The organism is Streptomonospora sediminis (genome assembly GCF_054778995.1).
Genome location: NZ_BAAGYZ010000009.1, coordinates 107,287 through 128,704, shown reverse-complemented (window position 1 = coordinate 128,704; position 21,418 = coordinate 107,287). Strand labels below are relative to the sequence as shown.

The 21,418-nt window shown below is 72.1% G+C and carries 20 protein-coding genes; 10 read left to right on the top strand and 10 right to left on the bottom strand.

Annotation, left to right across the window (positions count from 1 at the left end):
- Positions 1-130: 130 nt before the first annotated feature.
- The gene (folP, locus tag ACYVD5_RS03500) at positions 131-1,066 is read right to left on the bottom strand and encodes a dihydropteroate synthase (RefSeq protein WP_460999411.1); all 936 of its coding nucleotides are present in this window, start codon (positions 1,064-1,066) and stop codon (positions 131-133) included.
- 156 nt (positions 1,067-1,222) lie between these two features.
- Positions 1,223-2,122 carry an Lrp/AsnC family transcriptional regulator gene (locus ACYVD5_RS03495; protein ID WP_460999410.1) on the bottom strand — a complete coding sequence of 300 codons (900 nt, stop codon included), beginning with the start codon at positions 2,120-2,122 and terminating at the stop codon, positions 1,223-1,225.
- A gap of 387 nt (positions 2,123-2,509) precedes the next feature.
- On the opposite strand from ACYVD5_RS03495, the gene ACYVD5_RS03490 reads away from it, so the two are divergent.
- Complete coding sequence (locus tag ACYVD5_RS03490) at positions 2,510-4,111, top strand: LCP family protein (protein ID WP_460999409.1); 1,602 nt, start codon at positions 2,510-2,512, stop codon at positions 4,109-4,111.
- 108 nt (positions 4,112-4,219) lie between these two features.
- Here ACYVD5_RS03490 and ACYVD5_RS03485 read toward each other — a convergent pair whose 3' ends face one another.
- The gene (locus ACYVD5_RS03485) at positions 4,220-4,768 is read right to left on the bottom strand and encodes a flavin reductase family protein (RefSeq protein WP_460999408.1); all 549 of its coding nucleotides are present in this window, start codon (positions 4,766-4,768) and stop codon (positions 4,220-4,222) included.
- Between the two features lie 304 nt (positions 4,769-5,072).
- On the opposite strand from ACYVD5_RS03485, the gene ACYVD5_RS03480 reads away from it, so the two are divergent.
- Positions 5,073-5,819 carry a hypothetical protein gene (locus tag ACYVD5_RS03480; RefSeq protein WP_460999407.1) on the top strand — a complete coding sequence of 249 codons (747 nt, stop codon included), beginning with the start codon at positions 5,073-5,075 and terminating at the stop codon, positions 5,817-5,819.
- A 32-nt stretch (positions 5,820-5,851) separates the two neighbouring features.
- Here ACYVD5_RS03480 and ACYVD5_RS03475 read toward each other — a convergent pair whose 3' ends face one another.
- Positions 5,852-7,114 carry an MFS transporter gene (locus ACYVD5_RS03475; protein ID WP_460999406.1) on the bottom strand — a complete coding sequence of 421 codons (1,263 nt, stop codon included), beginning with the start codon at positions 7,112-7,114 and terminating at the stop codon, positions 5,852-5,854.
- Between the two features lie 1,261 nt (positions 7,115-8,375).
- Here ACYVD5_RS03475 and ACYVD5_RS03470 point away from each other — a divergent pair.
- Positions 8,376-9,827 (top strand): TldD/PmbA family protein, encoded by a 1,452-nt coding sequence (locus ACYVD5_RS03470; RefSeq protein ID WP_460999422.1) that lies wholly within the window; start codon positions 8,376-8,378, stop codon positions 9,825-9,827.
- Between the two features lie 5 nt (positions 9,828-9,832).
- Positions 9,833-11,251, top strand: coding sequence for a metallopeptidase TldD-related protein (locus tag ACYVD5_RS03465; RefSeq protein ID WP_460999421.1), 1,419 nt, complete (start codon positions 9,833-9,835; stop codon positions 11,249-11,251).
- Between the two features lie 63 nt (positions 11,252-11,314).
- Here the strand turns inward: ACYVD5_RS03465 and ACYVD5_RS03460 are convergent, their stop codons facing one another.
- A complete protein-coding gene (locus ACYVD5_RS03460) occupies positions 11,315-11,524 on the bottom strand; it encodes a dodecin (protein ID WP_460999405.1) in 210 nt (69 codons plus the stop codon).
- A 450-nt stretch (positions 11,525-11,974) separates the two neighbouring features.
- On the opposite strand from ACYVD5_RS03460, the gene ACYVD5_RS03455 reads away from it, so the two are divergent.
- Positions 11,975-12,208: a hypothetical protein gene (locus ACYVD5_RS03455; RefSeq protein WP_460999404.1), complete on the top strand. Its 234-nt coding sequence runs from the start codon at positions 11,975-11,977 to the stop codon at positions 12,206-12,208.
- Here ACYVD5_RS03455 and mobA read toward each other — a convergent pair.
- From mobA to moaA, 4 genes are all read right to left on the bottom strand, one after another.
- The gene (gene mobA / locus ACYVD5_RS03450; RefSeq protein ID WP_460999403.1) at positions 12,198-12,830 is read right to left on the bottom strand and encodes a molybdenum cofactor guanylyltransferase; all 633 of its coding nucleotides are present in this window, start codon (positions 12,828-12,830) and stop codon (positions 12,198-12,200) included. The two genes, ACYVD5_RS03455 and mobA, sit on opposite strands and share 11 nt — an antisense overlap.
- A 95-nt stretch (positions 12,831-12,925) precedes the next feature.
- Positions 12,926-14,113, bottom strand: coding sequence for an RtcB family protein (locus ACYVD5_RS03445; RefSeq protein WP_460999402.1), 1,188 nt, complete (start codon positions 14,111-14,113; stop codon positions 12,926-12,928).
- Between the two features lie 213 nt (positions 14,114-14,326).
- Positions 14,327-14,905, bottom strand: coding sequence for a hypothetical protein (locus ACYVD5_RS03440; protein ID WP_460999401.1), 579 nt, complete (start codon positions 14,903-14,905; stop codon positions 14,327-14,329).
- A 257-nt stretch (positions 14,906-15,162) separates the two neighbouring features.
- Positions 15,163-16,152, bottom strand: a complete 990-nt coding sequence (moaA, locus tag ACYVD5_RS03435; protein WP_460999400.1) for a GTP 3',8-cyclase MoaA — start codon at positions 16,150-16,152, stop codon at positions 15,163-15,165.
- 437 nt (positions 16,153-16,589) lie between these two features.
- Here moaA and ACYVD5_RS03430 point away from each other — a divergent pair, with 437 nt between their 5' ends.
- The 4 genes from ACYVD5_RS03430 (at position 16,590) to ACYVD5_RS03415 (ending at position 18,967) form a co-directional block, all read left to right on the top strand.
- On the top strand, positions 16,590-17,069 hold the full coding sequence (locus tag ACYVD5_RS03430) for a cation:proton antiporter regulatory subunit (protein ID WP_460999399.1): 480 nt from the start codon (positions 16,590-16,592) through the stop codon (positions 17,067-17,069).
- Between the two features lie 14 nt (positions 17,070-17,083).
- Positions 17,084-17,485, top strand: coding sequence for a hypothetical protein (locus ACYVD5_RS03425; protein ID WP_460999398.1), 402 nt, complete (start codon positions 17,084-17,086; stop codon positions 17,483-17,485).
- Positions 17,383-17,982: a cation:proton antiporter domain-containing protein gene (locus ACYVD5_RS03420; RefSeq protein WP_460999397.1), complete on the top strand. Its 600-nt coding sequence runs from the start codon at positions 17,383-17,385 to the stop codon at positions 17,980-17,982. The genes ACYVD5_RS03425 and ACYVD5_RS03420 overlap by 103 nt, the downstream gene beginning before the upstream one ends.
- Before the next feature lie 145 nt (positions 17,983-18,127).
- Positions 18,128-18,967, top strand: coding sequence for a lysophospholipase (locus ACYVD5_RS03415; protein ID WP_460999396.1), 840 nt, complete (start codon positions 18,128-18,130; stop codon positions 18,965-18,967).
- 99 nt (positions 18,968-19,066) lie between these two features.
- On the opposite strand, the gene yczR is transcribed toward ACYVD5_RS03415, so the two are convergent.
- Positions 19,067-20,491, bottom strand: a complete 1,425-nt coding sequence (gene yczR, locus ACYVD5_RS03410; RefSeq protein ID WP_460999395.1) for a MocR-like transcription factor YczR — start codon at positions 20,489-20,491, stop codon at positions 19,067-19,069.
- A 204-nt stretch (positions 20,492-20,695) separates the two neighbouring features.
- On the opposite strand from yczR, the gene yczE reads away from it, so the two are divergent.
- Complete coding sequence (yczE, locus tag ACYVD5_RS03405; protein WP_460999394.1) at positions 20,696-21,286, top strand: membrane protein YczE; 591 nt, start codon at positions 20,696-20,698, stop codon at positions 21,284-21,286.
- The last annotated feature ends 132 nt before the right edge of the window (positions 21,287-21,418 follow it).

Sequence of the window (21,418 nt, the reverse complement as noted above, 5' to 3'; positions counted from 1 at the left end):
CCCCGGCGCGGGCGGCGCTGCAGGGGGAGCACCGGGCTCTTCCCTGCGACCCGACTGTCCATATACTCGTTGGTAACTTAACGGGAACGCAAGACGTGCGGCGAGCGAACACCAAAAACGTTACCGCCGGTTACACCGTGCGGCCCCCACCGGGGCAGGCGCCGGCGGAGCGCCCTTGGCCGGGGCCGGCTGCCAGCTCGGCGACGGTGTCCAGCACCGCGCGGGCGGCGGCCGCGTCGTGCACGCGGAAGACCCGCGCCCCCTGCCACGCCGAGACCGCCAGTACCGCCAGAGTGCCCGGCCCGCGCCCGCTGACGGGCACGTCCAGCGTCTCGCCGATGAAGTCCTTGTTGGACACCGCCACCAGCACGGGCCACCCCGTGGCGGCCAGCTCGTCCAGCCGGCGGGTCAGCTCCAGCGAGTGGTAGGTGTTCTTGCCGAAATCGTGGGTGGGGTCGATCAGCACCCGGTCGGGGCGCACCCCCAGCTCCACCGCCCGCCGGGCCAGTCCCGTCACCGTGCCGACCACGTCGGCGGCCACGTCGCCGTAGCGCACCCGGTGCGGATCGTTGCGCGGGGCCAGGCCGCCGGTGTGGCTGCACACCAGCCCGGCGCCCGCCGCGGCGGCCACCCGGGCCAGCTCCGGGTCGGCGCCGGCCCAGGTGTCGTTGATCAGGTCGGCACCCGCCGCGGCGCAGACGCGGCCCACCTCGGCGCGCCAGGTGTCCACCGAAATGACGACCCCGGGGTGGCGCGCCCGCAGTTCGGCCACGAACGGGGCGGTGCGGTCGATCTCCTCGGCGGGGGTGACATGGGCGCCGTGGCCGGCCTTGACCCCGCCCACGTCCACGATGTCGGCGCCGGCGGCCACGGCGGCGTCGGCGGCCTCCAGCGCCGCGTGCCAGGCGAAGGTCGCCCCGTTGTCGTAGAAGGAGTCGGGGGTGCGGTTGACCACCGCCATCACCGCGTGGCGGCCGGGGCCGAACTCGCGGCCGCGCAGCCGCAGCGTTCCCGCTCCCGGCTGCGCCCAGGTCCCCGCCGCGCCCGGCGCCGCCTCGTCGTCCATTCCGCCCCGCCCTGTACCGGTGGTCGGCACGCCTGCCCGCCCGCCGCCGCGCACCCCGCTGCCCCACCGCACGCCCGGCGGCGCGCGGTGGGCCTGCCCTGCGGCGTACAGCGGCGGCGGGGCGGCGATGGCGGTGCCGAGTGTCGAGTATCGACCTCAGGCCGCCGGGACGGCGTCGCCGTCGTAGCGCTCCTTGGTCACCGCCAGATGCTCCCAGGTCTCGACGTAGGTGACGTCGGGACAGGCGCGCACGGTCTCCAGCGCCTCGACCAGCGACGGGCGGTCGGCGGCGCTGGCCGATCCGATGATGTCGTAGCGCCCGAAGCCCGTGGCCAGGAAGGAGACCCCTGACAGGCTACCCAGCTGCCCGGCCAGCGCAGCCGAGTCGCCGCGGCAGCGCAGCCCGAATCCCACCTGTTCACTGGCGCCGACCAGGGCCGGCTCGGCGATCGCGGTGACATGAATCACGCCGGCCTCGATCAGCCGCACCACGCGCGAGCGCGCTGCCGCCTGGGACAGCCCGACTTGGCGCGCGAGCTCGGCGTAGGAGGCGCGGCCGTCCTTCTGCAGATGGCGGACCAGCCTCCAGTCCAGCGGGTCGATGGAGATCTCCCGCAGTTCGCGCACACTGCTGTAGGCGTCCTTGGCGATGGCACCGCCGCGGAACGCCTCGGCCCCGACCACCCCGCTCAGCGAGCGCAGCACGCCCAGTTCCTTGGCGAGCGCGTCGTCGTCGCGCACCCGGACATGGGCCACAACCGGGAAGCGCCCGGCGGTCTGCGCGGCGAACACCACGGCCTCGCGGCCGGCCAGCTCCTCCAACACCGGGGAGACAGGTCCGGAAACGCGGAATGAAATATGGGCGAACACCTCCATGCCTAGTACGCCGGCGTGCAAGACGCCGACGATCCTGATGGCCCCTGCGCCCACGAGGTGCTTGACGCGCGCCCGGACAGCTGTCCGGGAGAGTCCCACGCCGTCGGCGAGTGCCTGGTAAGTAGCTCTTCCGTCCCCCTGCAGCGCTCTGATGAGCGCGGCATCGACCGCATCGAGCACGATTGCATGCCTTTCCCTCACATGACGGTGCCCTTTCCCCCCGGGCACCGCCCCCTCCTGCGGCCAGATCATGGCAGTTGTTGCGACGGTTAACTACTGATCACGAAAGAAACAAGGACGACTTTGGCCCTCCATCCCCGGAGATACGGACATTCAGCCTGGTATACCGACATCCCAGACACGTAACAAACAGGCCGTGCTTGACCGCTCGTGTGCGAACAACTCCGGCAAAGCGAGACACTGTTCTCCGGCATGTTCGGCGCCGTGTGCGGTAGGACAGGTAGTGCGACGTCCCACCTCCGCCCCATGACCGCGCGGCGGATCAGGCCGCAGGCGACCGCAGACTCGATCGGCGCACCAAGGCACGGGCGGCTAGAAGGGAAACCCATGGCACAACGACGGGAGCCGGGGGAGTCGGGAGAGCCCAAAACCGTTTCCCGCCCCGCGAGCACCGGGCGGGCGCTGCTGTGGACGGTCGGATCGGTACCACTGCCCGGACTCGCGCATCTGCGCATGCGCCGCCGCACCACCGGCTGGCTGGTCCTGGGGTGCTACCTGGTACTGATCGCCGCCGGCGCCGCGGGCGCGCTCCTGCTGGGCGGCGACATGACCGCCGGCGCGCAGATGGCCGTCCAGGGGCGCTGGCTGTTCACCTTCGCCGCCGCCACCTTCGCCGTCGCCGTGCTGTGGATGACCGTGATCGTGCACTCGTGGATGATCGTGCGCCCCGACGGCGCGGGCGGGTTCGCCCGCGCGGCCGCGGGATTCACCGTCCTCGCCCTGTGCCTGGCCGTGGCCGCCCCCGCGGCGGCGGTGCTGCGCACCACCTACACCGCCTACGACACCATCAACTCGGTCTTCGGGTCCGAGCCCGACGGCGAGCCCGCCCACGACGCCGCCAACCCGTGGGTCGGGCGCGACCGGGTCAACGTGCTGCTGCTGGGCGGCGACTCCGGCAGCAACCGCTACGGGCTGCGCACCGACTCCATGATGGTCGCCAGCATCGATGTCACCCACGGCGATGTCGTGCTGATCGGGCTGCCGCGCAACCTGGAGAACGCCCAATTCCCCAAAGGCACCGCGCTGGCCGAGCGCTACCCGCCGCCCTACGGATTCGACCAGCTACTCAACGAGGTCTACCAGACGGTCGCCGAGAACCCGAAGAAGATGGCCATCGACCCCTCCGCCGCCGACCCGGCCGCCGACACGCTCAAGAGCGTGATCGCCAACCTGGTCGACGTCGAACTGGACTACTACGCGCTGGTCGACATGCAGGGCTTCGCCTCACTGATCGATGCCGTCGGCGGCATCGACGTGCACATCGACGAGCCCATCCCCTACGGCCAGGAGGGCAAGGTGCTGGAGCCCGGCGACCAGCACCTCAACGGCTACGAGGCGCTCTGGTACGGCCGCAGCCGCACCAACAGCGACGACTACGCGCGCATGGGCCGGCAGGGTTGCCTGCTGAAATACGTGGCCGAGCAGATCGAACCCACCACGGTGCTGACCAGCTTCCAGGACCTGGCCGGGGCCACCAAGAAGACCCTGCGCACCGATATTCCCCAGTCCAAGGTGCCGGCCTTCATCGACCTGTCCGAGATGGTCACCAGCGAGGGCCGGATGTCGACCCTGCAGCTCTCGCCGCCCCAGGTCAACACCGCCCACCCCGACTGGAAGAACGTCCGGCAGCTGATCGCCGACGCGATCAGCGAGCAGGAGGACGCGCAGTCGGCGGCTGAGAAGGGCGATTCCAACGGCGACGACGAGGTCGACACCGCCCCCAGCGGCGGCGGTTCGCCGTCGCCCGGCGAGGGCGCTGAGGACGGCGGGCAAGGCGCCGGCGAAAGCGGTGGAGAAGGCGCCAACGGCGAAAGCGGCGACGGGCGGACCGAGTGGCAGGAGTACACCGGCCTCGCCGAGCCCTCCCCCACCTCGCCGGGCCGCCAGGTCGGCGACGACGCCACCTCGCTGGACGCGCTCTGCCCCTGAGGCGAAGCCACTGCCGTACGGCGCTGATCATGCGGAAATGCCGGTCTCAGCTTTGAAATCCGGGCATTTCTGCATGATCATCAGCGCGCCGGGCCACCAATCAGGCCACTAGGCGGAGAAGCGGCCGTAGCGGCCCCGGTGGTAGACCAGCGGGCGCTCGGCGGGCCGGGAGATCCCGGCTTGGGCGACGCGGCCCACCACCAGCCAGTGGTCGCCCACCGCCAGCACATCGTGCTTGAAGCACAGCACATGGCCGACGGCGCCGCCGATCAGCGGCAGGCCGTCGGCGCCGCGCTGCCAGACGGTCGGCGGTGCGAAGCGGTCGACACCGCGGGTGGCAAAGCGCGCGGCGACCTCGCGCTGGCCCTCGCCTAGGATGTTCACCGCGAAGGACGGCGCCTCGCGCAGCCCCGGCCAGGTCGAGGAGCGGTCGTCGATGTAGAAGGACACCAGCGGCGGGTCCAGGCTGACGCTGGTGAACGACGTTGCGGTCATCCCGATCGGCCCGTGCGGTGCCTCGGCCGTTACCACGACCACGCCGGCCGCGTGCTCGGCCATCACGGTGCGGAAGCCGTCAGCGGCGACACCGCTCTCCCGCGGCAGCCGCGCCGCGTGGCGGCCGTTCGCACCGATTGCCTCGTCCGCCGATCTGCGCACGGAAGCCTCCATCCTCACTGCGGGCCTTGCGCCGCTGGTCTGTTGCCTATGTCCGGTCAGCTTCGCCCTCAGGCGCCCTATTCCCGGCCGTTGGCCCATGTGCGCAGGCTCTCACACCGGTTCGCCCGCCTATCCGGTGCGTTCGCCGATCACCAGGCCTGCACCGATAACCCAACGTGGTCGTGTTCGCTCAGGGCGAAACACCGGAAACCCCGGATGCAGCGGGCCTCGCCGCCCCTGTAGTGACGGGCCGTATTCAGCACCGGACGCGACTTTCAGCCGTCGGCGCACTAAAGTCCGGCATATGCCCACACCTAAGACCAGGGGTCGTCGCGCCCTGGTGATCCTGGCGATCCTGGCCCTGTGCGCGACCGGGGTCGCGGCTGCAGGACCGTGGCTGCTCGAACGGGCCGGGCTCGACCGTACCGCCCTGCCCTGGGCCGCCCCCTGCTCGGTACGAACGGCAGAGGGAACGGTCATGCTGAGCCTGGAGGAGGCCCGCCTGGCGACGACCGCGGTGGCGCTGCGCGCCCGCGGTGCCGAAGCCCCGGACACCTCGGGCATCGACCAAGCCGTGCTGGACCGGCTGCGCGACGGGCCGCCCGACGACGCCGGACCCAGCCTCACCTGCCGCGCCGCGACCAGCGACGGCCTCGAACGCCAGGAGCTGACCGAGACCGGGCTGACTCCGCGCGCCCAGGCCGTGCTCGACGCCATGGGCGAGGTGTTCGGCGAGCAGAGCCTGGGCGGCTACGAGCCGGGCGGGTTCTCCACCGGCCACGGCGAGGACTCCGCGCACTACGACGGGCGGGCCATCGACATCTTCTACCGCCCGGTCACCGAGGAGCACCGGCGCGAAGGCTGGATCCTGGCTCACTGGCTCGTCGCCCACGCCGAGGAACTGCACGTGGCCAACGTGATCTTCGACGACGAGATCTGGAACGCACGCGGCTCGCGCGGCGGCTGGTGGCCCTATGTGGCGCCCGAACCGGCCAACGAGATCCTGCGCCACCTCGACCACGTGCACGTCGACGTCCACCAGGGCGGCTGAGCACCGGCGGACCCGCCCGGCAGCGGCAGACATCACCGATCGGCCGGCTGCCCGGCGTGTTCAGGCTGCTGTCCGGCCTGGCCGTGCTCTTGGGCGAGTGCGGGGTGTTCCGGCTGAGCGGGCACCGCCGGTGCCGTTTCGCGGGACGGTGCGGCGGCGCGCCTGCCCGCACGCACCGCAAGGGCCAGCGGCGCCAGCGCGGCCGCGGCGAGTAGCCCGCCGACAACGGCGAGCGCGCCCATACCGCCGACCTCGATGACACCGCCGCCGACGATGCCGCCCAGGCCCATGCCCAGCCACACCACGGACACGTTGATCGCCACCACCGATCCGGCGGCCTCGGGGACCGTGTTGATCAGCTTGGCCTGGACGGGCGGCAGGATCCCCCAGCCGCCCAGGCCCCACATGGCCAGCGCCACACCGGTGAGCACGATCGAGGTACCCACCAGCGGCAGCACGAGCAGGCCGGCGCCCAGCAGCGCCAGCGCCGCCAGCATCGCCCGGACGGGGCCGATGCGGTCGGTGAGCCAGCCGGCGGCCGTGTTGCCCACCGAGCCCGCCACGCCGTAGACCACCAGCAGCACGCTGATCGTTCCGGGACCGGCGCTGCTCAGCGCCGAGAGCATCGGCACCACGAAGGTGTAGGCCGAGAAGTCGCTGACCGAGGCCAGCAGCGAGACCGCCAGTACCGCCGGCACGAGCACGCCCCGAAGCGCCCCGAACCCGGTGCGCAGCGGCACCCGCGGCACCGCGCCGCTGCGCGGCAGCGCCCGCAGGGTCGCCAGCCCGGCCACACCCAGCAGCGCGATGGCGACGTAGACCCCCTGGTAGCCGAGCGGGCCGGCGAGCATGACGCCGGCGGGCACGCCCAGCACGGTGGCCAGCGTCGAACCGGTCACCACCAGCGCCACCGCGCTGCCGCGGCGGTGCAGCGGGGCGAGGTCGGCGGCCATCACGATGGCCGTGGGCGCGAACAGCGCGGCGCCCGCCGCGGCAATGACCCGCGCCGCCACGAGCGTTGCGAAGCCGGGCGCCAGCGCGGTGAGCAGGTTGCCCGCGGCGCACAGCACCAGCGCGGCGGCGAGCAGCCGCTTGCGTTCCCCGTGCCCCAACAGCGCCGATAGCACCGGGGCGGCCAGGGCGTAGGTGAGGGCGTAGACCGTGACGAGCTGGCCCGCCGCCGCCACCCCCGCGCCGGTATGCGAGGCGACGTCGGCGAGCATTCCGGCGATGACGTAGGCACCGGTGGCCACGGTGAAATTGCCCAGAGCGAGGGAGAGGATCCTCACCGACATTGCGGCTCCTGCGGACTGTCGAAAAACGTGGAAATGGGAGCTGATGGTCCGTCCGCGCGGCACGCTTGGGGCCCGATGGCGCTAACGCGGTTCAGCACGGTCGCTGTTCAGCGGTATCGCCGTTCGGTGGTATTCCGGGCAGCCCGAAGAAGCCGGCGGATTCGCGCCGGCGGGTTCCGGGTTCCCGGGAATCCCCATGCGGCATGGCAGGCTCGGAAAACCGGCCGCGGACACGACCGGATCCGGGCATGGCCTACCGGGGACACGCGCCGATTGCGGATATAAGAAATGAAATACCGAATATGGAGAATGCCGCTGGGCGGACACCCTCCGATGCACCCCGCGCGGCCGAGGGACCGGCCGACCGGGGTATCGCAGCCCGTGGACGGCGCGTGTGCACGCCGCCGCGCATTGCGGATTCCGTGCCACGGAGCATCCGTGCCACAGGGGTGAAGCCGACCGGTCGGACCGCAGACAGCGGACCGTTTTGACCGTGCGGCAGATCCACGCTAACAGGGCGGAAAACCCCGGCGCGACCTGGCGGTCCGCGCAGCCGGCGTGGTCCGTGCCACACGGCCGCCGCGGCTCGGCGGCCGGACCCGCGACCGCGTTCGGCAAGTGCTCCGCGCACCGCCGAGGCAGCCGTTCGCCGCGGCGGGCAGCGCCTGCCGCGCGGCGGTGCGGCGGGTGCCGTATTCCGGTGGGGCTCACCGGGCAAAAGCGGGGGCGGCGGGTTTTCCGCGCGGCCGGTTCGGCCCGGGGCGCCGCGCGGTACGGGGTGGTGGCCTTGCCGTCTCCACCCTTGCCCGAATACGTGCAAAAAACGCTGGGGGAAAGCCGCTTTGAAGGCGCCCGCGGAATGTAATCGGCACCTTGATCGCCGATTTCGTTTTTCCGGGTCTAAGCTCTGTTCAGGCCCTGGTGGCATGGTGATGAGTGCGTTCGGGATCGGGGCGGACAGGGGCCCGCTCGACGGCCTTGCCCGCGGTCGGCCCGCGGGCGGCGGGCCACCCGGCGCACCGACGGGCGGGGGGCCGGCTCCAGCCGGGCCAGGCACCTCGCCACCCCACCGGTCCGGTCCATCCGGCTGGATCGCCCCGGACCGCCCCGCAGGCCCGCGCCATCCGCGGGCCGGTCCCAGCCGGTCCCGGCGCGTACCGGTGTTTTCCCCAGGCAGGGGACTTTGCTGGTCTCCGGCGGCGGTCGATCGCTAGGTTGGGGAACTGTGCCTGATATTGATGCTGACTTCCTCGCCCTGCCGATGCGGCGGCTGGCCGATGCGGCGCTGCAGCGGGCCCGCGATCTGGGGGCCGACCACGCCGACTTCCGGCTGGAGCGGATCCGGGGCCGCTACCTCGCGCTCACCGACGGCGAACTCGATACCGAATCCGACCACGACACCCTGGGGTTCGCCGTCCGGGTGATCCACAACGGGGTGTGGGGTTTCGCCGCCGCCACCGAACTCACCCCCGCGGCCGCAACCGCCGTGGCCGAACGCGCCGTGCAGGTGGCCGCCGTCTCCGCCGGGGCCGCCACCGAGCGCATCGAACTCGCCCCCGAACCCGCCCACACCGACACCACCTGGGTCTCGTCCTACACCGTCGACCCCTTCGACATCAGCCCGCGCGAACAGACCTCGCTGCTGGCCGGGTGGAGCCGCCGCCTGCTCAAGGACAGCCGGGTCGACCACGTCGACACCTCGCTGGTGGCGGTCAAGGAGCAGAAGTTCTACGCCGACACCGCGGGCACCACCACCACGCAGCAGCGCGTGCGCATCGCCCCCGGGGCCGAGGTCTTCGCCACCCGCGACGGCCTGCTCGACAGCATGCGCACGATCGCTCCCCCGGTCGGGCGCGGCTGGGAGTACCTCGCGCAGGTCGAGCCCCAACTCGATGCCCTGCCCGAACTCCTCGCCGAGAAACTGGCGGCGCCCAGCGTCGAACCCGGCGACTACGACCTGGTCATCCACCCGTCCAACCTGTGGCTGGCCATCCACGAGTCCATCGGCCACGCCACCGAACTCGATCGGGCGCTGGGCTATGAGGCCGCGTTCGCGGGCACCTCCTTTGCCACCCCCGATCAGTTGAACACCCTGCAGTACGGCTCGGCCATCATGAACGTCACCGGCGACCGCACCGTCGAACACGGCCTGGCCACCATCGGCTACGACGACGAAGGGGTGGCCACCTCGTCGTTCGACCTCATCCGCGACGGCGTCCTGACCGGCTACCAGCGCGACCGCCGCATCTCGCATCTGCAGGGATACGAATCCTCCAACGGCTGCGCGCACGCCGATTCCCCTGCCACGATGCCCATCCAGCGCATGGCCAACGTCTCGCTCGAAGCCGACCCGCAGGGGCCCTCCACGAACGAACTGATCGAACAGGTCGAACGCGGTATTTACATCGTCGGCGACAAGAGCTGGTCGATCGACATGCAGCGCTACAACTTCCAATTCACCGGCCAGCGGTTCTACCGCATCGAGGACGGCCGCATCACCGGCATGCTGCGCGACGTCGCCTACCAGGCCACCACGACCGACTTCTGGGGCTCCATGCGCGCCGTGGGCGGCCCGCAGACCTACGAACTGGGTGGATCGTTCATGTGCGGCAAGGGCCAGCCGGCCCAGGTCGCCGCGGTCAGCCACGGCTGCCCCACCGCGGTGTTCTCCGGCATCCGCGTCCTCAACACAGTGCAGGAGGCAGGCAAGTGAGCGGCATGACCCCGCAGGCGGTGGTGGAACGCGCACTGGAACTGGCGCGCGGCGACGGCTGCATGGTGCTCGTCGAGGACACCGCCTCCGCCAACCTGCGCTGGGCCGGAAACTCGCTGACCACCAACGGCGCAACACAGGGCCGCACGGTCACCGTGATCTCGCTCAGCTCTTCCGACCGCGGTGTGTCCATCGGCGCCCGCACCCGTGTCGGTGTCACCGAGGACGGCTTGGAGGACCTGGTGCGCGCGGCCGAGGACGCCGCAGGCCAAGCCCTGCCGGCCGAGGATGCCGCGCCGCTGCTGGAACCCGGTGCGGCACGTACGCCCCAGGCCGCCGATTGGGACTCGGCGGTGCCCACCACCGGCATTTCGGTCTTCGATGGTCTGGCCCCTGGGCTGGGCCGGGCGTTCGAACGCGGCCAGGCGGGCGGGCGGCGGTTGTACGGCTACGCCGAACACACGGTCACCTCCACGTTCTTCGGCAGCTCCACGGGTGTGCGGCTGCGCCACGACCAGCCGTCGGGCACCGTGGATCTGAACGCCAAGTCGGGGCCCTCGGCCGAAACCGGCGCGCCGGGGCACTCGGCGTGGGTCGGGCGCGCCACCCGCGACTTCGCCGACATCGACATCGAGGCGCTTGAGGACGACCTTGCCCGGCGGATCCGGTGGGGGCGGCGCCGCGTCGACCTCCCGGCCGGGCGCTACGAAACCCTGCTGCCGCCCAGCTCGGTCGCCGACCTGATGCTGTTCCTGTACTCCGCGGCCACCGCGCGCGACACCGCCGAAGGGCGCACGGTGTTCTCCGGCACCGAGGGCGGGGGCGCCACCCGGGTCGGCGAACAGCTCACCTCGATGCCGCTGACCCTGTTCAGCGACCCCGCATACCCGGGCCTGGAGTGTGCGCCGTTCATCGCGGCGTCCGGGCCCGGGCGCCGGGTCACCGCCTTCGACAACGGCTTGCCGCTTACCCGCACCGATTGGATCTCCGGCGGCAAGCTCGCCGCCCTGTCCCAGACCCGCCACTCGGCCCGGCTGACCGGGCTCGAACTCACTCCGCCGATCGACAACCTGGCCCTTGAGGCGGCCGGCGCCACCGCGAGCCTCGACGAAATGATCGCCCAGACCGAACGCGGCCTGCTGCTGACCTGCCTGTGGTACATCCGCGAGGTCGATCCGCAGACCCTGCTGGTCACCGGGCTCACCCGCGACGGCGTCTACCTGGTCGAGGACGGCGAGGTCACCGGGGCGGTGAACAACTTCCGGTTCAACGAGTCGCCGGTCACCGTGCTCGACCGCGCCACCCAGGCCGGCGCCACCGTGCCCACGCTGGGCCGCGAAATCGGCGACGGTTTCCCCCGCACGGCCATGCCGCCGCTGCGGATCCCCGATTTCAACATGTCCACGGTCAGCCAGGCGTCCTGAACTCCCGGCCCTCCGGCGCCCGCCGGCCACCGGGGGTGTCCCCGGTCGGCCGGCGCGGCGGCGCTACTCGTCCAGGCGGAACCCGACCTTCATGCCCACCTGGAAATGGGCGATGGCGCCGTCCTCCAGGTGGCCGCGGATCTCGGTTACCTCGAACCAGTCGAGTTCGCGCAGGGTCTCGGCGGCACGGTCGATCCCGTTGCGGACCGCCTGCTCGATTCCCTCCGGCGAGGTACCGACGATCTCGGTGACACGGTAGGTGTGGTGCGACATGTGCTCCCCTTCCAATGGTGTTGCTCCACCCGGTTCCCTGCGCCCGCACGGTGCGAACCACGGGAGCCGGGCCCGGGCCGCGGGCGTTTGGGGGGCTGCCGACCGGGGCTTTACCCGCACATGGCAATGCGCTCCGTTACACATGTGGCCGGTGCCGGTTTTTTCATGTTTTAGGACGTATGGCCTAGTGACCTGCTGACTCTCCCGAGATCACGTCGTAACTAAGTCTTGACGTACAGCAGGGACTCGCGGTGTAGATTGGGGTTCAGCGCTCCGGTCCCCCGTCGGAGCGCTGACGCGGTGTTTCGAGCCCCCGTCGGAACACCGGTGCGACGTCGGGTGGTTTGCCCCCGTAGCCACCCGACGTCGCTTTTTCATGCCCCCGGTCGGCACATTGCGTAGCCGCCACCGGGTACCGGTACCGGACCGCCGAATGACGAGGGGGACCAGGTGAGCGCAGGCGAACCCACCGCCCACGACCAGGACGAGCCGCCGCACTGCTCGCGCAAGGACTGCCGCGCGCCCGCCGAGTGGGTCCTGGTGTGGAACAACCCGAAGGTGCACACGCCCGACCGCCGCAAGACCTGGGTGGCCTGCGGCGAGCACCGCGACTACCTGGCCGACTTTCTCGGCGCGCGCGGGTTCCTACTGGAAACCGTGCCCTTCGCCGACTTCACCGGCTAACCGCGTCGCCGCCCGCGGCACCGGTGCGGCGGGCGCGGGCAAGTTCCTGCGGGGTGTCGCAGTCGAACGCCGCCCGTTCCATACCGCCTTGGGCCGCCACCTCCCGCGGCTCCAGCGGCCCCAGCAGCCCGCGCAGGGACCGGCCCGCGTAGTCCGCGAGTGCGCCGCGCACCGCCTCAGTGCGCCAGACCCCGAGCAGCCACTGGGTGCGCCCTTGGCCGTCGACCAGCACAGCGCCGCTGCGCCCGCGGGCCGCTCGCCGCAGCGCATCGATGTCGGCGGCGCGCAGGAACGGCAGGTCGCCCGCCAGCAGGGCGAACCACGGCCGTGCCACCTCGGCCAACCCGGCACGCAGGGCGGGCACCGGTCCGCCTCCCGGCGGGTCCTCGCGCACATAGCGGGCGGCGGGACGCTCCCGCGGCGGGCCGACCACGATGACCTCCCCCGCCGCTCCGGCTGCGGCGGCCACCCGCTCGACCAGGCTCGCGCCGCCCACCTGCAGGCCGGGCTTGTCGCCGCCGCCCATGCGCCGGGCGGCTCCCCCGGCCAGGATCACCCCGTCGAACGGCTCGGTTCCGGGTCCGCGCCCGGGGTCGAACGGTGCGGGGTCCGGCTCGGTCATCGCGCTCCCCTTCGGTCCGGCGGGCGGCGCCGACGGGCGGCCGCGGCCCACACCTTCAGCATGCCACCCGGCAACGCCACCCCGCCGAGCACGCCCTACCCCTTGACGCACACGACCTGGCGCAGGTGCGCGACCACCTCGACCAGGTCGTCCTGGGCCTCGATGACGGCGCTGAGGTCCTTGTAGGCGGCCGGGATCTCGTCGATCACCGAGGCGTCCTTGCGGCACTCCACGCCCGCGGTCTGGGCGACGAGGTCGTCGCGGGTGAACTCGCGCTTGGCCCGGTTGCGGCTCATCCGCCGCCCGGCGCCGTGGGAGGCGGAGTTGAACGAATCCGGGTTGCCCAGACCGCGCACGATGTAGGTGCCGGTCGCCATGGACCCCGGGATGATTCCGTAGTCGCCCTCGCCGGCGCGGATGGCGCCCTTGCGGGTGACCAGCAGCTGTACGCCGTCGTAGGTTTCCTCGGCGACGTAGTTGTGGTGGCAGGAGATCCACTCGCCGAACCGCACCCCGGGCACGGTGGCGCGCAGCACGTCGCAGGCCAGGCCCATCATGATGTCGCGGTTGCGGCGGGCGTACTCCTGGGCCCAGAACAGGTCGCGCCGGTAGGCGGCCATCTCCGGGGTGCCGGCGACGAACACGGCCAGGTCGCGGTCGGGCAGGTCGCGGTTGTGCGGCAGGCGGCGCGCACGCTCGATGTGGTGCTCGGCGAGCTCCTTGCCGATGTTGCGCGACCCCGAGTGCAGCACCAGCCACACCGCCTCGTCGTCGTCCAGGCAGACTTCGAGGAAGTGGTTGCCGCCGCCCAGCGTGCCCATCTGGTGGGTGGCGCGGGAGCGCCGGCCGTGCACCGGTTCGGCGAGGTCGTCGAAGCCGTCCCAGAACCGGTCCCAGCCCGAGGTGGCCAGCCCGTGGATGCGCCGGGGATCGACCGGGCGCTTGTGGGCGTTGGGGCCGACCGGCACCGCCGCCTCCAGGCCGGAGCGCAGCCGCCCCAGGTCGTCGGGCAGATCGGCGGCGTGCAGGCTGGAGCGCACCGCGGTCATGCCGCAGCCGATATCGACGCCGACGGCCGAAGGCGACACGGCGTCGCGCATGGCGATCACCGAGCCGACGGTCGCGCCCTTGCCGTAGTGCACGTCGGGCATGACGGCCAGCCCGTGCACCCAGGGCAGCCGGGTGACGTTGCGGAGCTGGTCCATGGCCGCGGGCTCGACCGTGTCGGGGTCCGCCCACATCCGGATGGGCACCCGCGCTCCGGGTGCCTCGGTATAGGACATGGCGCCACCTCCCTAGCCGTACTCTGGACCGCTACCCGCCGGGCCGGTCCCGTTGCCGTACATAACGCCAGAACCCGGACGCGCGCGGCAACCTGTTTTCCCAACGGCCGGCCGATCGGCCGCCACCGCCCGCGATGCACCGCGGCGAGCGCGCAGTCGCGCGGCCGCATTCTTCGGCTGTGCCGCGGACCGGCCGGCGAACGGTCGGGGCGCTCAGGTCAGCAGCCCGCCGCCCGCTGTCAACCCGCCGATCCACATGACGACGCCGGCGAGGATCCCGGCCACCAGCATCCGCTTCACCACTCGCCGCGCCGTGCCCTCCGAGCGCCACACACCGAGCGCCCCGAGCCCGGCGACCATAAGCCCGATCACGCCGACACCGGCCGAGCCGATGCCTTTCTCCAGGACATTGCGGTGGCCGAAACCGTCGTCGCGGTAGACGGCGTCGGGACCGCCCCCCAGCCTGGCGCGCGCCGGGAAGGAGGCGCCGGAGTCGAGTCCGCCGGCATCGTGCTTCTCGCTCAGCTCGATGTCGGAGACCTCGGTCCCGCCGTCGGCCGAGCGGAAGGTGCCCGTGCAGATCGTCGTGGACCCCGAGTTGGTGCCGCCCGTGCGCGTGCAGGAGTCGAGGGTGAACGTCCCCTCGACCCCGTTGGCCAGGACCTCCCGGGGTTCCAAGTAGTCGGTCCGGATCATCGTCCAGCTCAGAATCACCAGTACCGCGGCGCCGACCACCGCGGTGCCCAGCTTCGCGGTGTGCGTCTGCCGGGGCTCCGTCCGGGACCCGCTCATGAAATGTTCCCCGATCAGGTTCGTAACCCGCTGCCCCCATCAGGGGCTTTGCCGGGGGACATCGTAGCCGTGCGCTCGGCCGCGTCCCGATCGGTAGGGTGGCGGGTTCCCCGGCCCGGGCAGGCCCGGCCGGAGCCGCGCCACCGCCGGGGCCGTTAACCGGCCCCGGCAAACCCGCCGGCCCGGCGGGGCGGGACAGGCGCACCGGAGGAACCGGCACCTGCCGCGCCCGCGCCGGGAGGGAATTCGGCTCTTCCTCAGCCGCCGATGGCCGACATCGGTCGGGACGGCTGCAGGAAGCTGGGGTCGTTGATGCCGTGGCCGGGGAGTTTGGTGGCGACGGCGGCGCGCCAGCGTTCGGCGATCTCTTCGTCGGTGCCGCCGCCGCGCAGCAGCGGGCGCAGGTCGGATTCCTCGCGGGCGAACAGGCAGTTGCGGATTTCGCCTTCGGCGGTCAGCCGCACCCGGTCGCACGCGCCGCAGAAGGGGCGGGTGACCGAACCGATCACGCCGACGGTCTCGGGGCCGCCGTCGACGTAGAACAGTTCGGCCGGTGCGCTGCCGCGGGTGTGTTCGTCGGCGGGGGTGAGGTCGAAGGCGGTACCCAGGTTCTCCAGGATCTCGTCGGCGGTGATCATGGTGTCGCGGCGCCAGCCGTGCTGGGCGTCCAGCGGCATCTGCTCGATGAAACGCAGTTCGTAGCCGTGGTCGAGGCAGTAGCGCAGCAGGTCGCAGGCTTCGCCGTCGTTTATGTCGCGCATCAGCACGGTGTTGACCTTGACGGGGGTCAGCCCGGCTGCGGCGGCGCCGGCCAGGCCCTCAAGCACGTCGGGCAGCCTGCGGCGGCGGGCGAGCTGTTCAAAGACCTCGGGGTGCAGGGTGTCGAGGGAGACGTTGACCCGGTCCAGGCCGGCTTCGGCCAGGGCGGGCGCGATGCGGGCAAGTCCGATGCCGTTGGTGGTCAGGGCGGTCTTCGGGCGCGGCTGCAGGGCGGTACTGGCGGCGACGATGCCGGTGAGGCCGCGCCGCAGCAGCGGTTCGCCGCCGGTGAAGCGGATCTCCTCGATGCCGAGCATGGTGACACCGATGCGGATGAGCCGGTTCAGCTCGTCGTCGGTCAGGACTTCGTCCTTGGGCAGCCACTCCAGCCCTTCCGGCGGCATGCAGTAGGTGCAGCGCAGGTTGCAGCGGTCGGTGAGCGAGACCCTCAGGTCGGTGGCGACCCGTCCATAGGAATCGGCCAGCATGGGGCGTCACCTCTCAGTTTCGGCGGCTGTCCAACTTCAGCGGCACGGGTGCGTCCGCGGTGGCGTTCCTTGGATGGTTCCCGGCACGGCGCCACCTCAAAGATGCCCGATTGGCCGCATATGTAGAAGCTGTGGAGGTATCGGCGATTATTCCGTTCAATGGATCAGCGTCCGACTTGTGATATTACGCGGCAGCCGCTGTCCTGTATACGATCCGGCGTACAAGTGCGGCACTTCCGACACTTCCAGACCCGCCCGCGTCTCCGGAACATCCAGCACACAGGCGCATCGGCCGTCGCATGGCGCCTCGTTTGCGACCGACCGGCACCGCACGGCCGCCGACCGCTCCTTGTCCACCCCCGTACAGCACCCCGCACCCATCGAACAGGAGTGCACACTGTGCGTAACCGGCAACATCCGGGGGAACGTGTTCCGGCATGGATGTCACCGAAGTCCTGCTGCCCGGCGTGGGCATCCGCTACGAGTTCACCACCTCCCGCGGGGCGCGCATCGGCGTGGTCGCCCGCCGCAGCGGCGACGCCGAACTCCTCGTCTACGGCAGCGGCGACCCCGACACCCCGCGCCACCTGCTGCACCTGGACCGCGACGAATCCGAGGCGGTCGCCGAGATGCTCGGGGCACCGCGCATCGCCGAACGCTTCGCCGACCTCACCCGCGAGGTCCCCGGGCTGGTCTCCGGCCAGGTCGAGATCGGCGACCGGTCCCCCTACCGCGGCCGCACCCTCGGCGACACCCGGGCACGCACCCGCACCGGCGCCTCGATCGTGGCGATCGTGCGCGGCGAAACCGTCATCGCCTCCCCCACCCCCGCCCAGCCACTGCACTCCGGGGACGTCCTGGTGGTCGTGGGCACCGACGAGGGCATCGCCGGTGTCGAACGCATCGTCGGCACCTAGGCCGGCGGTCCGCCATGGAGGTCTCCGTCCCCCTGTTCCTCGAACTCGGCGCCGTCCTGGTGGTGCTCAGCCTGATCGCGGCGGGTGCGCGGCGCTGGGGGCTCTCGCCGGTTCCGCTGTACCTGCTGGCCGGCCTGGTCCTGGGCGAGGGCGGGGTGGCGCCGGTGCCCGCTGCGGGGGACTTCATCGGCACCGGGGCGGCGATCGGGATGGGGCTGCTGCTGTTGATGCTGGGGGTCTGGAGTTCTCCCCGGCGGAGTTCTCCCAGAGCCTGCGGCTGCACCTGCCCTCCTCGGTGCTGGATGCGCTGGCGGTGGCGGTCGCGCTGTTCGCCTCGCAGCGGCTGCACCGGCCGATCAACCGGCTCCTCGACACCGGCGACTCCGAGCAGTTCCTGCTGCGCATCCTGGGACTGACCATGCTGGTGGCCGGGGCCGCCGAGGCCGCCCACGCCTCGGCGGCCGTAGGGGCGTTCCTGGTCGGACTGGCGCTGAGCGGGCAGCTCGCCCAGCGCACGCGGTTGGCCGTCGAACCGCTGCGGGACCTGTTCTCGCTGGTTTTCTTCCTGGCCATCGGGCTGACCATCGACCCGCGCGAACTGGTCCCGATGCTGCCGGCGGCCGCCGCCCTGGCGGTGGCCACCGCGCTGACCAAGCTGGCGGTGGGCTGGTATGCGGCCCGCCGCGACGGTGTGGGCCGCCGCGGCCGCCTGCGCGCGGGCACGGTGCTCATCGCCCGCGGCGAGTTCTCCATCGTGATCGCCGGCCTCGCCGCGGGCGCAGCGCCGGAACTCGTGCCCTTCGCCGCCGCCTACGTGATCATCCTGGGGGTCGCCGGGCCGCTGATCACCTACCTGGCGGGCAGCCTGCCCACCCCGGCAGCCGACCCCGCCCGCGACGGCGCCGGCGCGTAGCGGGTAACCGGGTATGCGCCCCGGGTGCACGGAGGCGGGCCGGGCCGGGCGGGGTGCGGGAGAGAACCCGTAGTCTGCCCCCGGGCCGCCCCGGTGGGCGGCCCGTCACCCATCCGGCAGGTACCCGGCAAGAACAGGAGTCGCAGTGGTCATCTCGCGCGAATGGCGGCTGCCCGGCGGCAGCAACGGATCCGAGCGCCTTTACGCACGGGCGTGGGCGCCGCAGGACGCCGAGCCCACCTGGCTGGCGGTGCTGGTGCACGGCTACGGCGAGCACATCGGCCGCTACGAGCACACCGCCGATGCGCTGTGCAACAACGGGGTCGCGGTCTACGGGCTCGACCACCGCGGGCACGGCCGCTCCTCGGGCGAGCGGGTGCTCATCGACGACTTCGACGGCGCGGCCGAGGACCTGCACCGGCTCATCACCCAGGCCCGCACCGCCTACCGCACGCTGCCGCTGGTGCTCATCGGCCACTCCATGGGCGGCATGATCGCCGCACGCTATGCCCAGCTGCACCCGGACGAGCTCGCCGGACTGATACTTTCCGGCCCGGTGCTGGGCCGCTGGACCACGGCCGCACAGCTGCTGGCCGCACCGGAGATCCCCGACACCCCGCTGGACACCTCGACCCTCTCCCGCGATCCGCAGGTGGCCGCCGACTACGCCGCCGACGAACTGGTCTGGCACGGCCCCTTCAAGCGGGAACTGCTGCAGGCGCTCGACACCGGGCTGGCGCGCATCCGCGCGGGCGGCCGGCTGGGTGCAACGCCGCTGCTGTGGCTGCACGGCGCCCAGGACAGCCTGGTGCCGGTCTCCGACAGCCGGGTCGGCATCGAGGAGTTCGCCGGCGACGATGTCACGGTGCGGATCTTCCCCGGCGCCCGGCACGAGGTGTTCAACGAGACCAACCGCGACGAGGTGCTGGAGGAGGTCGCGCGCTTCGCCCAGCGGTGCGCGGACGCCCGAACCGACCGCGGCTGAGCCGGCGGACCTCGGGGGCACGGTGCGGGCGGAGTGCGGCCAGGGGCGCGGCAGGCTGCTGCGCGTTCGCCCGCGCGGACGGGAGCGGCACCCGCCCGGTCACACGTGGAGGCGGCCGCTCCGTTGGCCGGGCGAGGCTACGGTCTCGCGCCAGGCGCGCCCCAGCCGCTCGACGCCCTCGGCCAGCACCTCGGGCGGGTGCGCGTAGGCCAGCCGCACGCGGCGCTCCAGCGTGCCGTCGGCCCCGAACAGCGGCCCGGGCGCCAGGTGCACGCCGTGGCGCTCGGCCCGGTCGGCGAGCGTGCTGGCGGCAGCGCGGGGCAGGCCCGCCCACAGCACCAGCCCGCCCGAGGGGCGGGTGAACTCCCAGTCGGGCAGGTGCTCGCGCAGTGCGGTGACCAGCGCGTCGCGGTTGCGGCGCAGCTGGCGGCTGCGTTCGGCGCGGATGCGCAGGGTGTCGGCCAGCAGGTGGGTGACCGTGAGCTGGTCCAGCACCGAGCCGGCCAGGTCCAGGCGCTGGCGGGCGGCGGTCAACCGTTCGACCATGGGCGCGCTGGTGCGTACCCAGCCGATGCGCAGCCCGCCCCAGAACGGCTTGGCCGCCGATCCGACCGTGAAGACGCGGTCGTCGGTGTCGTGGGAGGCGAGCGGCGCGGGCAGGTCGCCGGAGTCGATGGCCAGTTCGGCGACCGCCTCGTCGACGATGAGGGCGCTGCCGGCGCGGCGGGCCTCGGCCACCACGGCGGCGCGCTCGTCGTCGTCCATCAGCACCCCGGTGGGATTCTGGAAGTCGGGGACGAGGTAGGCGGCTGCGGGCTTGACCCGGCGGAACGCGTCGAGCACGTGTTCCATGTCCCAGCCGGACGGGGTGACCCCGACGGTGCGCACCCGGGCGTCCAGGCGCCGGGCGGCGTCCAGGGCGTTGGGGTAGGTGGGCGATTCGACCAGCAGGCTGTCGCCGGGGTCGGTGAGCATGCCCATCAGCAGCGCGACGGCTTGCATTGCGCCGCCGGTGACGAAGATCTGTTCGGGGCCGGTGGGCAAGCCGCGTTCGACGTAGCGGCGGGCGATGGCGTGGCGCAGCTCGGGCAGCCCGCGCGGGCTGTAGCCGATTCCGCCGACGTGCACGGCCAACTGGTCCACCGCCAGCCGGGCGGCCTGCTGGATGCCGTCTACGGCGGCCGGGGCGGCCATACCCAGGTCGATGCACTCGGTACGCGGCATCAGCCCGGCGGCGCCCGAGCCGTTGTCGGGCAGCACGGTCCAGCTGCCCGCGCCCTGGCGGCTGTCCAGGAAACCGTTCTCGCGCAGCCAGGAGTAGGCGGCGGTGACGGTGTTGCGGCTGACACCCAGCGCCGCGGCAAGGTCGCGTTCGGCCGGCAGGCGGGTGAAGGTCGGCACCCGGCCGTCCAGGACGAGGCCGCTGACCGCCCGGCCGAGCGCGGCGTAGTAGGGCCGCCCCGCGGTCTCGGGGCCGACGAGCCGAGCCAGCAGATGGCCGTTGATCCGGCGCTCACCAACCACGAAGGGGCCACTTTCAAAAATTGGCACTGTATTTTCCAGATTGAGCAGGGCCAACATTACCTGGGCGGCCCAACCGGTTGCCACGATCCACCAAACGGGAAAGGCAGTCGCGTGTCGATTCTGCCCATGATGTCCGGCTTGCCGGTTATTCTCCGCAATGCGTTCATCTCCCCGTTACTGCCGCCGCCCCGGGGACGCCGCCTCGTGCAGTTGTACGCAGGCTTGTGCGTGTTCGGCCTGGGTTGCGCCCTGCTGATCGCCTCGGAGTTGGGCGCCATGCCGTGGGACGTGCTGCACCAGGGCCTGGCGCACCGCACCGGCCTGTCGGTGGGCACGTGCAGCATCCTCGCCGCGGGCGCGACAATGCTGCTGTGGGTGCCGCTGCGCCAACGGGTCGGACTGGGCACCGTCAGCAACGCCATCGTGGTGGGGTTGGCGGTCGACACCTCGCTGTGGCTGCTGCCCGAGGTACACGGCCTTGCCGCGCGCTGGGCGGTACTGGCGGCGGGCATCCTGCTGACCGGCCTGGCCACCGGATGCTACATCGGCGCCCAACTGGGTCCGGGCCCGCGCGACGGCGTCATGGTCGGACTGGCCGCACACACCCGCCTTTCGGTGCGCATGGCCCGCACCGCCATCGAGATCGCCGTGGTGATCGCCGGCACACTGCTCGGCGGGACACTGGGCGTGGGCACCGTGCTCTTCGCGGTCGCCATCGGCCCGCTGGCGCAGCTTTCCCTTCCGCTGCTGACCGTCCCCGCGCCACCGCCCGCCGCCGCCCGGACCGACGGGTAGAGCTCGCCCGGGTACCCCCCGGCGCCCTCTCGGGCGGCGCCGGCGGGGCCGCCGTACCGCAGCGGCCCGGTATCGGGTGCCCGGAAACCAACATCGGGATCGCCCTTGAGCAGCCCTCTCGCCGCGGGAGTG

Bases quoted from the DNA above. Each gene is read 5' to 3' on its own strand.
- ACYVD5_RS03425 (WP_460999398.1), top strand. From the start codon at position 17,084: ATGGAGGTCTCCGTCCCCCTGTTCCTCGAACTCGGCGCCGTCCTGGTG.
- ACYVD5_RS03470 (WP_460999422.1), top strand. From the start codon at position 8,376: ATGCGGCGGCTGGCCGATGCGGCGCTGCAGCGGGCCCGCGATCTGGGG.
- folP (WP_460999411.1), bottom strand. From the start codon at position 1,066: ATGGACGACGAGGCGGCGCCGGGCGCGGCGGGGACCTGGGCGCAGCCG.
- moaA (WP_460999400.1), bottom strand. From the start codon at position 16,152: ATGCTGGCCGATTCCTATGGACGGGTCGCCACCGACCTGAGGGTCTCG.
- ACYVD5_RS03460 (WP_460999405.1), bottom strand. From the start codon at position 11,524: ATGTCGCACCACACCTACCGTGTCACCGAGATCGTCGGTACCTCGCCG.
- ACYVD5_RS03475 (WP_460999406.1), bottom strand. From the start codon at position 7,114: ATGTCGGTGAGGATCCTCTCCCTCGCTCTGGGCAATTTCACCGTGGCC.
- ACYVD5_RS03490 (WP_460999409.1), top strand. From the start codon at position 2,510: ATGGCACAACGACGGGAGCCGGGGGAGTCGGGAGAGCCCAAAACCGTT.
- mobA (WP_460999403.1), bottom strand. From the start codon at position 12,830: ATGACCGAGCCGGACCCCGCACCGTTCGACCCCGGGCGCGGACCCGGA.
- ACYVD5_RS03465 (WP_460999421.1), top strand. From the start codon at position 9,833: ATGACCCCGCAGGCGGTGGTGGAACGCGCACTGGAACTGGCGCGCGGC.
- ACYVD5_RS03480 (WP_460999407.1), top strand. From the start codon at position 5,073: ATGCCCACACCTAAGACCAGGGGTCGTCGCGCCCTGGTGATCCTGGCG.
- ACYVD5_RS03430 (WP_460999399.1), top strand. From the start codon at position 16,590: ATGGATGTCACCGAAGTCCTGCTGCCCGGCGTGGGCATCCGCTACGAG.
- ACYVD5_RS03445 (WP_460999402.1), bottom strand. From the start codon at position 14,113: ATGTCCTATACCGAGGCACCCGGAGCGCGGGTGCCCATCCGGATGTGG.
- ACYVD5_RS03440 (WP_460999401.1), bottom strand. From the start codon at position 14,905: ATGAGCGGGTCCCGGACGGAGCCCCGGCAGACGCACACCGCGAAGCTG.